The sequence below is a fragment of the Methanobacterium sp. SMA-27 genome (genome assembly GCF_000744455.1).
GTDB lineage: Archaea > Methanobacteriota > Methanobacteria > Methanobacteriales > Methanobacteriaceae > Methanobacterium_B.
Map to the genome: position 1 here is coordinate 2,282,990 of NZ_JQLY01000001.1, position 12,769 is coordinate 2,295,758.

Below are 12,769 nucleotides of genomic sequence, written 5' to 3' on the forward strand. Positions count from 1 at the left end.
GATTTTTATTAGACTAAATTTCATTAAATTACCCTCGGATCGGTAATTTTCCCTTTGATTGCGGAAGCTGCTGCCACTGCTGCAGAGCTAAGATATACTTCTGCATCAGGACTTCCCTGTCTTCCCTTAAAGTTTCTATTTGATGTTGAAAGGCTAACTTCACCGGGCCCCACAAGTCCGATGTGCCCACCTAAACAGGGGCCACAACAAGGATTGCATACCAATGCCCCAGAATCTACAAAAGTTCTTAAAAGACCTTCATCCATTGCTTTGGTATATACTTCTCTAGACGCAGGTATTACAAGCATTCTAATATTTTTTGATACTTCTTTTCCTTTTATTATCTTTGCAGCAGTTCTCAGATCGCTTAACCGCCCATTTGTGCAAGATCCTAGGAATACCTGATCGATAGGTGTACCTTCCACTTCAGAAACAGGTTTTACATTATCCACATTATGCGGACATGCTATCTGTGGTTCAAGTTCATTGACATTGACATGTATGGTTTCAAGTGAAGGTGCATGATCATCTGTTTTTATTATTTCGTAGGATTTGGTTGATCTCCCCTTTAGGTAATTGATTGTCTTTTGATCGGGTTCAACAAGACCAGTTTTACCTCCCATTTCAATTGCCATATTGCAAAGAACCATTCTATCAGAAATACTCATATTTCGTGTTGTTTCCCCTCCGAATTCACATGCTTTATAAGTGGCACCATCTGCACCTATGTTACCTATTATATTGAGAACAACATCCTTTGCGAACACATTGTCCTGTAATTTTCCAGTAATATCAAATTTTATTGTTTCAGGTACCTTAAACCAAAGTTTTCCGGTTGCAAATACCATTGCCATATCTGTAGATCCTATTCCTGTAGCAAATGCACCTAATGCACCATGTGTACAAGTATGGGAATCTGTACCAACAACAACTTCACCAGGTACTACATGTCCCTTTTCAGGAAGAACTTGGTGACATACGCCTTCTCTTACATCGTAAAAATTCTTGATTCCTTGTTCTTCTACAAATTTCCTCATTATCATGTGATTATTTGCTGCGTCAATAGAATCAGCTGGAACTTGATGATCAAAAACAATCACTATTTTGTCTGGATCCCATACCTTTTCTACCCCTATTTTCTCAAAAGATTCCACAGATAGTGGCCCTGTTAAATCGTGAGTCATGGCAACATCTATATTTGCCATTATTATTTCCCCTGCTTCTGATTCTTTATTTCCAGATGCTTTTGCTAGTATTTTTTCTGCCATGGTCATTGCCATTTAAATTCCTCCAATTTAGATTTCATTTATTTTAAAATGCTCAAAATTCCACATAGCTTACGATATCTGTTAAATGATAACTGTAATTTTATCCACTATTTTAATGAAGTTTTCAACTTCTTCCGGGTTTAAAATCTTTAACATCTTCTTGATAGTATTTTTATGAACCTGTTTATGCATTTTCATTATCTCTTTACCTTTAGAAGTGAGTTTTAAAAAATAAAAACGTTTATCAGTTGTAGATTGAATTTTATTTACAATATCAAGATCAATAAGCTGATTAATCGCAATTGAAACTGTTGATTTTTTAAGATCAAGAGTTTTTGAAATTTCTGAAACGCTTATACCTTCGTTTTTATCTATCAATTCAATATAGTATAATTGTCTTAGAGTATATTCCTTCAAATCACCTGTCAGAAGCTCTGTTTGAAATTTTTGCATTAATTCGCTTAATTTATCCATTGATTCCACTAATTCGAGCTCTTGATTCACTTGTTTTCACCTCTTGGATATATAGTTTTATCAAACTAACTATTATAAAAGGTTTGCTATTTTGTCAAAATACTAAAAATTTACACGAATTAATATTGAGTTTATTAACAATCTCGTTAAAAGTAAAAACAATATAATTATAATATTAAATTTTTTTAGAAATTAAAATAAGAGTAATGATGATATATTTTAATGGTTCTTAAAATATAATAGTAATAAAATATTGATATTAAATAATACATTAATTTCAGCAATTCATCAAACTGATATAAATTAAATATACTATGGATGAGAAATATTGAAGTGAGGGAACCCAAATGAGCGGCGAGGAAATAAAGAGTGAATATGAAAAGATTAAGGATAAAATATCATACGATGACTTCTTAAAGAGAATGGAAGAACGGAAACATGATTACGAGGATGTTAGTTTCATGAGCGAGCTTGATATAGCCCGCACAATTGTTGGCGAATATATTAACGAAGCTAATAAACCTTTATCAGAGGCAAATGAAGCACATAAGATATCAGAACTCGAAACTGGTCGTGACAACATCAGTATAACAGGTAGAGTAATGCACATATCTCATGTGAAAAAATTTACCAGTAAAAAAGGAAGGGAAGGAAAACTTGCCAATATGATATTATCCGATGATACAGGCGAAATACGAGTAGTACTATGGACAGAAAATATTAAATTCCTTAAAAAAATATCAGAAGGAGACGTTATTAAAATCAACAATGCTGAAGTGAAGCAAGGATTCAGAGAAGATGAACTTCACATGAAGTTAGATTCAACCATACAGAAACTGGATGAAAAAGATTTTGAAACATTTCCCAAATACGATGATAAGATCACCAATATAGAAGACATAAAGGGAGATATGCAGGTTAATGTAGTGGCCAGAATTTTGCGTATTCCAAAAATAAGAACTTTCAATAAAAAAGGGAAAGAGGGAAAAGTTTTATCACTCGAAATTCAGGATAAAACCGGTAAAATACAATTTACGCTTTGGAACAGAGACACCGATATTGTAGAAGATCTTGAACTAAAGGAAGGAGATTCAATAAAAATATTGGGTGCCCTTGGAAGAACACGTGACAATGAAGTATCTTTATCCAATTCATGGGTAGGTAGAATCTTGAAGGGCGAATTTGATCTTCCAGAATACACCGAAACAATACAAAAAATTGGTGATGCGCATGAAATGCGTGATGTAACAGTTGTTGGTGTCATCTGCAAAATATATGATGCTATTACATTCATGAGAGACGATGGAAGTACAGGACAGGTAAGATCCCTCGAAATGGAAGATGATACTGGATCCATCAGGATAACTCTATGGAATGATGATGCAAATATGGACCTGAAAAAAGGGGACATTATTAAAATTATCGGCGGAAATATTGAATTCGACGAATACTCCGGGACAGACTATAGAATAAACACCAATTGGAATACTAAAATAATTATTAACCCGGAAATCGATGCTAAACTTAAGAAACAACTTCAAGAATGCGGCAAATATCTTAAACCATTAAAAATATCCCAAATACATGAAATGGATGAGGAAGGTGAAGAAATCGATGTTGTTGGGAGAATAGTAAATGTGTACGATCCATCCGAGTTTAATAGAGACGATGGAACAACCGGGAAAGTCAGAACTATTGAAATTGGAGACGGTACAGGAATAATAAGAGCTTCTTTTTGGGATGATAAAGCAGAACTGTCATTCGCAGAAGGGGATCCAATAAAAATAGAAAATGCCCGGACACGTTTAGGAAACTACAACATGGATCTGTCTATTGGCAGAACAGCTAGGATTGTTAAACCTAACCCAGAAGAAATAAACGATTTACCTGCCATAAACGAAATCGAAGATTCTATTTATTCCACCAAAACCATTAGCGAATTGAATGATGGGGACCGTAATGTAAGGCTAATTGGGAGAGTTATTAATATCTATGATCCAAACGAATTCCAGCGTGCCGATGGAAGCAAAGGAACTGTTAGAACAATAGAAATAGCCGATGGAACTGGAGTAATTAGGGCTTCATTCTGGGATGAAAAATCAGAAACTCCATTAAATGTCGGAGATACAATAAAAATAGAAAATCCTCGTGTAAACCTACGTGACGATAAAATAGAACTCAGTGTGGGCAGAAATACAAATGTGACAAAAGCAACAGATGAAGAAACTGAAAAACTCCCTTCTTTTGATGATATAAAAGAAATGATCTATAAAACCAAGAAGATCGATGATATTGGAGAGGAAGATCGTAATATAAAAGTAACAGGACAAATTGTAGAAGCCTATGGAAACAGAATACTCTATGAAATGTGTCCTAACTGTAATAAACGAGTGAGCTTGGTAGATAATATTTATATCTGCGATATATGCGGAGAAGAGATAGATGAACCCAATTATCTTATGATAATACCATGTGTTATTGAAGATGATACAGGGACAATGCGCGTTACATTCTTCAGAACCGCCGCAGAAGAACTAATTGGAATGAAAATGCAAGAAATTATTGAGGTAATCCAAAAAACTGGAGATGAAGGATCGCTCGAAGATAAAGTATCAGATCTTGTTGGCCACGAAATCACAATTATTGCTGATGCTAGCTTTGACGAATACAACGAGGAAATACGACTCAATGCTAAAAAACTTGTTGAAATAAAGTTGTAATAAACAATTAACCATATGGAAGTTTATGAGTATTATGGATTTCCTAGCTAATTGATCAATCTTTAAATAGTGCATCTGTAAATGTTGTATTTGATCCTAGGAATAATTCGAATACTTTTAACAGAAATTTCAAAATGTTTGATATGACTAGGAAATTTACTCATTAAATATTATTTAACAAAATAAATGGACTTTCTGAATTGAATTATTTAAACAATAAAGGGGATTAAAATGGTAGAACTCGAAGACTTGCCAAATGTGGGTGAAAAAACTGCCCAGAAATTGAGAGATGCTGGTTTCGCCGATATGATGAGATTGGCTACCGCAACTGCAAAGGAATTAAGTGTTAAAGCCGAAATAGGAGAAGGTGTTGCTGAAAAAGTTATAGAAGCTGCAAGAAAATCTGAACAGATTGATTTTGAAACAGCAATGGATGTGATGGAAAGACGAAAGGACGTTGGAAGGATAACAACTGGTAGTACCGGTCTTGATGAACTTATTGGCGGAGGAATTGAAACACAATCCATAACAGAAGTATTTGGTGAATTCGGATCTGGAAAAAGTCAGATATCCCACGAACTAGCCGTTACAGTACAATTACCTCCGGAAAGAGGAGGTTTATCTGGAGACTGTGTATTCATAGATACTGAAAACACATTTAGACCTGAAAGAATAAAACAGATCGCAGATGGTCTTGAACTTGATGTGGAAGAAGTTTTAACTAAAATACACATTGCAAGAGCATTCAATTCAAGTCATCAAATATTGATGGCAGACAAGGTTAACGAATTGATCCAGAGCGGCACAAATATTAGACTTGTAATAGTGGACTCTCTAACTGCACATTTCCGTGCTGAATATATTGGAAGGGAATCCCTTGCAACTAGGCAACAGAAACTGAACCAACATTTGCATACTCTTCAAAACATTGCTAACACCTATAATGTAGGTGTTTTCGTTACAAACCAAGTTCAATCAAAACCAGATGCGTTCTTTGGAAGTCCAACCAAAGCAATAGGAGGACATGTGCTAGGTCATGCAGCAACATATAGGATATGGCTCAAAAAGGGACTTGCAGGTAAAAGAATCGCAAGATTAGTGGATAGTCCACATTTACCAGAAGGCGAGGCAGTTTTCAAAGTAATAACAGAGGGAATTTCAGACTGATTCCCCTAATATTTTTTTTAAATATTAATTTTTTGATTTAATGATTTGTGAAAATAATTTTTTAATATAACAATTTTATATTGTCAGATAATATGAGTTCTATTGAAACTATACTCGCCATAATTTTAATGATATTAGTGGGTTACATTTCCAAGAGAATTGGTCTTCTCAAATATGAGGATTCAATTACACTCAACAAAATAGTTGTTAACATTGCCATTCCTTCACTTATATTTTTGGCAATGTACACTGCAGATCTTTCCAATATAAAAGTTTTAATTCCAATTACACTGATATGCATTGTAACAGGGAGTCTTTCCGGTTTACTGGTTTATTTATTTTCAGTTTCAAGAGGATACTCAAAAAAGACGAAATGGACATTGGTAGGTACTTCAACTCTTTTCAATTCAGGTTTTCTTGGATATCCTGTTGTTCTTGGGATTTTTGGTGCAAGTGGGTTGGTAAGAGCTGTTTTCTATGATATGGGTTCTACTATACTCTTTCTTTGTCTTGGAATTTTTTTTATTATTATATTTGAAGGTAAATATACCTCAATCATCAGAAGAACATTTCTATTCCCCCCAATTTGGGGCATTATTCTTGGAATAATTGCAAACTTTTTGCATTTGAATATTGGATTACTACCTCTAAATGTACTGAAATATCTCAGCGGAGCTGCAATTCCAATTATAATGGTATCTCTTGGACTTTCATTAGAAGTTGGGGGATTGAAAAATTATTTAGGTGCTGCTTCATTTGTTTCATTTATTAGACTGGCAGTATCTCCTATAATTGCAATTTCAATAATTTATATTTTGGGGTTAACAGGTCTTGAGAGTACGGTAACAATAATTGAGGCAGGAATGCCCTCTGCAATGTTAAGTCTTGTTCTTGCTGCAAGTTATGATCTTGATATTAAAGCAGCAGCAGCTTGTATATTCCTAAGCACTGTTCTAAGTATGATTTCATTACCAATATTGATTTATTTATTGTAAATTACCAATATACCCTTGTAAAATTATGGTAATTATTTAACAGGATATTTGTTTCATAACTACAAATTCTCAGAAATAAAAAATATCAATTATCTTTACTAACCCTTGGAATCAATTTAAACTTGCAAATTTTAGTTATAAATTTTATTTAAGGGAAATTTAATATTTTAAAATGAATATGCTTTACATATTATTTAGTACATATTTTACTTTACATTTAACGAATTGAAAATATTAAAAATCTTTAATAAGTACTTAAAATAGTGAATTAAAGGTTTATATTTAATTTTTTTGAAAATGGATAAGTTCATTTTAATATGGATATATTATGATAATTAGTGTTCTTAACAGCAGTACGTACAAGTAATTAGTTTGTTAAAAAATTTGTAAAAGAAAATAATGATATTGATGATATACAGATAGAATAATGACTTAAAAATATTCTATTATATATACTTTGTATAAAAAAATAAATAGAAAACTTTATTTATTAAGTTGATAGACCCTACACATTAAGGATAAGAAATCTATCATAGATTTATGGAATAGGTGATCTAATTGGCAGATGAAAAAAAGCAAGAAACAACCGAAGAACCAAAAGTCGGGGTATACACATGTCACTGTGGTATAAACATAGGTGGCGTAGTTGATATCGAGGCAGTAAAAGATTATGCAGCAACACTTCCAAACGTTGTTGTATCAGAAGAGTACAAATACTTCTGTTCAGACCCAGGACAGGAAATGATCCAGAAGGACATCAAAGAAAAGGGTTTAAACAGAGTAGTTGTAGCAGCATGTTCACCAAGGCTCCACGAACCAACGTTCAGAAGAGCAGTTAAAGAAGCAGGATTAAACCCATATCTATTTGAATTTGCAAACATAAGGGAACATGATTCATGGGTTCACCAGAACGAACCTGAAGCAGCAACAGAAAAGGCAAAGGACCTTGTAAGAATGGCAGTAGCTAAAGCCAGATTACTAGAACCACTCATATCTGAAACAGTTTCAGTTATAGACAAAGCCCTTGTTATTGGTGGAGGAGTAGCAGGAATTCAGGCATCACTAGATCTGGCTGACATGGGATTCCAAACTTACCTGGTAGAAAAACAGCCTACAATAGGTGGAAGGATGTCCCAGCTTGACAAAACTTTCCCAACAATGGATTGTTCAATGTGTATTCTAGCACCTAAAATGGTTGACTGTGGAAAACACGAAAATATCGAACTTATTTCCTATGCAGAAGTTAAGAAAGTTGACGGTTACATAGGTAATTTTAAAGTTGAAGTTGAAAAGAAACCACGTTTCATAGATGAAAAGTTATGTACTGGTTGTGGAAGCTGTGCAGAAGTTTGCCCAATAGAAATACCAAACTACTTTGATGAAGGCGTTGGTATGGTCAAAGCTACTTACATACCATTCCCTCAGGCAGTTCCTCTATGTTCTACTATAGACAAGGATTACTGTATAGAATGTAAATTATGCGACCAAGTCTGTGGTAACATGGCAATAAAGCATGACCAGGAACCAGAAACCATTGAACTAGATGTTGGTACCATTATAGTAGCAACAGGTTACGATCCATACGACCCAACAGAGAAAAAAGAATGGGCATATGGTGCAGCTGAAAACGTTATCACAGGGCTTGAACTTGAAAGATACATTAACGCATCGGGTCCAACCCAAGGACACGTTGTGAAACCATCAGATGGTAAAGCACCGAAAAGTGTGGCATTCATCCAATGTGTTGGATCAAGGGACGAACAGATAGACAAACCATACTGTTCCAGGGTCTGCTGTATGTATGCAATGAAAAACGCTCAACTCATCCTAGAACATGAACCAGACACCGATATCACCATTTATTACATGGATATTAGAGCATTCGGTAAAGGATTCGAAGAATTCTACAAACGTTCACAAGAGAAATATGGTATCAAGTTCATCAGAGGTCGACCAGCAACAGTCCTGGAAAACCCTGACCAGACCCTAACCGTAAGGGCAGAAGATACCCTACTCGGAAAAATAACAGAATACGACTATGATATGGTTGTATTATCTGTGGGTCTACAGCCACCAGAAGGAGCAGAAGAACTTAGACAGACTTTAACCCTGTCAAAAAGTGCAGACGGTTTCCTAATGGAAGCTCACCCTAAACTCAGACCTGTTGACACATTAACAGAGGGTATTTTCCTTGCCGGTGTTGCACAGGGACCTAAAGATATTCCTGACGCAGTTGCACAGGCATCAGGTGCAGCAGCAAGAGCAGCAATACCAATGATAAAAGGTGAAGTGGAAATTGAACCTATCATTGCTAGTGTTGATGAAGATGTTTGTGGTGGATGTGAAGTTTGTATTGAACTTTGCCCATACGGTGCACTTGAAAGAATAGATGAACAGGCACATGTTAATATAGCACTCTGTAAAGGATGCGGAACTTGTGTTGCAGCATGTCCATCTGGAGCACTTGACCAAGCACACTTCAAAACCAGCCAGATATTTGCTCAGATTGAAGCAGCAATGAATAGTGGAAAATAAGGGTTATACCCTTTCCTTAATTTTTTTTTAAATTTGAATTTCATTTACTATTCTAATTTTACTGTGCCATTTAATTTGAAATAATTTTTTTAGAAATATTTGTTTAAATTTAATTTTCACAATAAATTATCCAAAAAAAATTATACATTAACTCACCATTTAATAATATAAGAGGGTGAAAATTTGTATCAAGAAATTGGAGAAAAACTTAAGGAAATATTAAAACTTGATCTGGACCCAGTTGCTATAAAGTGGTCCGTAAGAGTACCTAAAAATATCCCAAAGGAAGAAGGCAAATCAAGATTTTGTACCAAACTGGATAAAGCAGCAAAAGGGGAAATTTTTTATTCAACAGTTAAAGAAGAAGACTGTATGGGTGGTATGAGATATTCTGGCATGAAGGATAGGAAAGAATTACCAACAAATATGCAAAGTGGGGCATTTTTAGTGCCTGCTGGGGTTTACAAAAGTATACCTGCTGTTCAACGCTCTTGGAAAAACAACATGGCGATTGAATCTGGAATATTTAGCGCAGTGATATTTTCACCCCTATCCAAAGCTGATTTTGAACCAGATATTATATTTTTGGTTTGTAACGCGGAACAGGCCATGATGATACTCCACGCAAACGCCTATGATTCAGGATCCCATGGTTTAGGTGGAGATTCCGGACCTATATGTAGCTCAATGGCTGCAGTGCCATATTTAACTGGAGAAGTAACGTATGGCTTTGGTGACATAGGATCCCGAAGAAATATGACTTTGAAACCCGAAGATGTAATGGTAACAATTCCTGCAGGAGATCTTGAAAGGATAATTTCTAATCTCATTGAAATGAAGAAAAAAACATTTTTCAGGGAGAGTTAATAATCTCCAAAATCCCAATATAAATACCAGAATAAGCAGGTTAATTTTTATAATTTTGTATAGCTATGCTGCTTTTTTTTTGAAAGTATTTATATTGATTCATTTTATACAATAGATCAATACACCCTAAAACTAATAAATGTTTATCTGGAGGATATTTAATGTTTAAAAACGAAGAATACGCTCTAAAAATTAAAGAAATTACAAAAGAGCACCATAATTGGATGGAAAATAGTATAAATCTTATTGCAAGTGAAAATATTACAAGCACCAGTGTCAGGGAGGCTTTAGCTTCAGATCTATCTCATAGATATGCGGAAGGTCTTTCTGGTTGTAGACTCTACGAAGGCTGCAAGTATGTTGACGAGATAGAAGATATAACTGTGAAACTTTCAAAAAAGATTTTTAAAGCAGAACATGCTAATGTTCAGCCAATATCAGGCGTTGTAGCAAATATGGCATCCTTCTTTGCTCTCGCAAAACACGGCGACTCTATGATGGCTCTTGAGGTTCCCGTGGGTGGACATATAAGCCATGCAAATGTCAGCGCTGCAGGAATACGAGGATTAAAAATAGCCCCCCATCCTTTTGATGAAACAAAAATGAATATCGATGCGGATGCTATGAAAAAGGATATAATCGAGAAAAAGCCAAAAATAGTACTCTTAGGCGGCAGTTTATTTCTGTTCCCACATCCAGTAGAAGACGCTAGGGAAGCAGCAGATGAAGTGGGCGCAAAGGTAATGTACGATGGTGCACATGTTCTTGGTTTAATAGCAGGAGGATATTTCCAGGACCCTCTTAGGGAAGGTGCAGATCTTCTTGTTGGAAGTACACATAAAACTTTTCCAGGACCACAAGGAGGTATAATCCTCTGTAAGGAAGATATTGCGCACAAAATAGATGATGCAGTCTTCCCCGGAGTTGTAAGTAACCATCACCTCCATCATCTTGCAGCACTAGGAATAGCTACATCAGAAATGCTCGAATTTGGTAGTGCTTATGCCAAACAAATAATCAAAAATGCACAGGCACTTGCACAGGAACTATACTCTCTTGGATTTAATGTACTTTGTGAAGATCAAGGATTCACTGAGTCTCATCAGCTAGCAATGGATGTATCAAATGTTGGAAGAGCAGCTAAACTTGCAAAGGACCTTGAATCAAACAACATAATTCTCAACAAGAATCTATTCCCATGGGACGATGTAAACCGCTCAGATGATCCATCTGGTATCCGTATTGGAACACAAGAAATAACCAGACGTGGATTAAAAGAGAAAAACATGTCAGAAGTGGCAGAATTCATTAAAAGAGTTGCAATTGATGGTGAAAATGTTAAACAAGAAGTTACAGAATTTATAAAACAACATAATAAAGTGCATTATGCATTCAAAGAAGATGAAGCATACAATTATGTTGACTTCTAATAAAATTTAACATCCTTTTTTTTATAGACCTATAGGAGAAGTAATATGAGAATTGCTTGGGGAATTACAGGAGCAGGACATCTACTAAAAGAAAGTGTAAACATATTGGTTGGACTTTCAAAGACGCATGAAGTTACAATACTACTTTCAGGTGCGGGTGAAGAAGTTCTTAAAATGTATGGCCTTTTTGAAACAGTTAAAAAGTTAACTGGGGGTAAATATAGGGAACTTGTACTTGAAGCTGATCAACAAGCTAGTTTCCCAATGACCGGGCGATTTTCTTTAGGGACATACGATATCCTGGTTGTTTCTCCTACAACTTCCAATACCATTGGGAAAATTGTTAATGGTATAGCAGATACCCTAATTACTAATGCAGTTGCGCAATCAGGTAAAGGAATGGTTAAAACCTACATTATCCCCGTTGATATGGAATCTGGTGACCTTCAAACCGTTTTACCATCAAAACTAGAACTTGACACATGCCAAGATTGTGAAATATGTGAAGCAGCTGCAGCCTGCCCAAGTAATGCAATTACCCCCGGTGTGGAAATAAACCTCTTGAAATGTGAGGGCTGCGGTGCTTGTCAAGTTGCCTGTTCATTTGGAGCTGTAACCGGAGGTAAACTCATCACCATACATATGAGGGATATTGACATCCAAAACACTGCAAAATTAAGTGAAATTGAAGGAATAAATGTATTGAATCACCCATCAGATTTGAATATCATTTAATTTTAAGCTTCTTTTTTTGGAATACTACAATTTTGCTTATTATCTCCGGTTTATTTCACATTTAAATCTTAATCATGCTCTTATTGAAAATATAAAATTACTAATGGATCTTCATACATAAAATAGATTGGAAATCCTAATATCCAATTTTTTAATACATTCAATAAAGGAGTGATTATATGTCAAACGGTAAAAGAATAGATTTTCTTGTGGATGAACTCCAAAATGATGATTGGATTGTTCGAGAAGATGCTGCAGAACTTCTTGCAGAAATTGGAGATCCTGAAGCTGTTGAACCACTCATAAAATCATTGTATGATGATGATTGGCATGTTAAGGAAGCTGCTGCCCTTTCACTGGCAATTTTCGCAGATTCTCGGGCTGTTGACCCGTTAATTCATCTCATGAAAGATGAAAAGGCAAGTGTGCGTTATGCAGCAGCTTTAGGATTAGCATCTATAGCAGACCAAAGAGCATTAAAAGTTCTTGAAAAAGCTGTTGAAGATGATAATCCCATAGTGAGAAAGGTGGCAAAGCTAGGAATTGACGCAATTGAAAAGAAAGAATAAGTAAATTTT

At 35.2% G+C, this 12,769-nt stretch carries 10 protein-coding genes; 8 read left to right on the forward strand and 2 right to left on the reverse strand.

What is annotated here, in order from left to right; all coding sequences use genetic code 11:
• Positions 1–23 precede the first annotated feature (23 nt).
• Positions 24–1,280, reverse strand: coding sequence for a homoaconitase large subunit (gene hacA, locus DL91_RS11620; RefSeq protein WP_048191933.1), 1,257 nt, complete (start codon positions 1,278–1,280; stop codon positions 24–26).
• 69 nt (positions 1,281–1,349) lie between these two features.
• Complete coding sequence (locus DL91_RS11625; RefSeq protein WP_048191935.1) at positions 1,350–1,772, reverse strand: MarR family winged helix-turn-helix transcriptional regulator; 423 nt, start codon at positions 1,770–1,772, stop codon at positions 1,350–1,352.
• A 317-nt stretch (positions 1,773–2,089) separates the two neighbouring features.
• Between DL91_RS11625 and DL91_RS11630 the strand changes: the two genes are divergently transcribed.
• From DL91_RS11630 to DL91_RS11665, 8 genes are all read left to right on the forward strand, one after another.
• Entirely contained in the window at positions 2,090–4,462 is a 2,373-nt protein-coding gene (locus tag DL91_RS11630) for an OB-fold nucleic acid binding domain-containing protein (protein ID WP_048191937.1), read from the forward strand.
• A gap of 231 nt (positions 4,463–4,693) precedes the next feature.
• On the forward strand, positions 4,694–5,629 hold the full coding sequence (radA, locus tag DL91_RS11635; RefSeq protein ID WP_048191939.1) for a DNA repair and recombination protein RadA: 936 nt from the start codon (positions 4,694–4,696) through the stop codon (positions 5,627–5,629).
• Positions 5,630–5,721: 92 nt separating this feature from the next.
• A complete protein-coding gene (locus DL91_RS11640; RefSeq protein ID WP_048191941.1) occupies positions 5,722–6,624 on the forward strand; it encodes an AEC family transporter in 903 nt (300 codons plus the stop codon).
• 558 nt (positions 6,625–7,182) lie between these two features.
• Positions 7,183–9,159: a CoB--CoM heterodisulfide reductase iron-sulfur subunit A family protein gene (locus tag DL91_RS11645; RefSeq protein WP_048191943.1), complete on the forward strand. Its 1,977-nt coding sequence runs from the start codon at positions 7,183–7,185 to the stop codon at positions 9,157–9,159.
• A 183-nt stretch (positions 9,160–9,342) separates the two neighbouring features.
• Complete coding sequence (locus DL91_RS11650) at positions 9,343–10,026, forward strand: DUF169 domain-containing protein (protein WP_048191946.1); 684 nt, start codon at positions 9,343–9,345, stop codon at positions 10,024–10,026.
• A 161-nt stretch (positions 10,027–10,187) separates the two neighbouring features.
• Positions 10,188–11,456 (forward strand): serine hydroxymethyltransferase, encoded by a 1,269-nt coding sequence (gene glyA, locus DL91_RS11655; protein WP_048191948.1) that lies wholly within the window; start codon positions 10,188–10,190, stop codon positions 11,454–11,456.
• Between the two features lie 45 nt (positions 11,457–11,501).
• On the forward strand, positions 11,502–12,191 hold the full coding sequence (locus tag DL91_RS11660; protein WP_048191949.1) for a dihydromethanopterin reductase (acceptor): 690 nt from the start codon (positions 11,502–11,504) through the stop codon (positions 12,189–12,191).
• Between the two features lie 179 nt (positions 12,192–12,370).
• Entirely contained in the window at positions 12,371–12,760 is a 390-nt protein-coding gene (locus DL91_RS11665) for a HEAT repeat domain-containing protein (protein ID WP_048191952.1), read from the forward strand.
• Positions 12,761–12,769 lie beyond the last annotated feature (9 nt).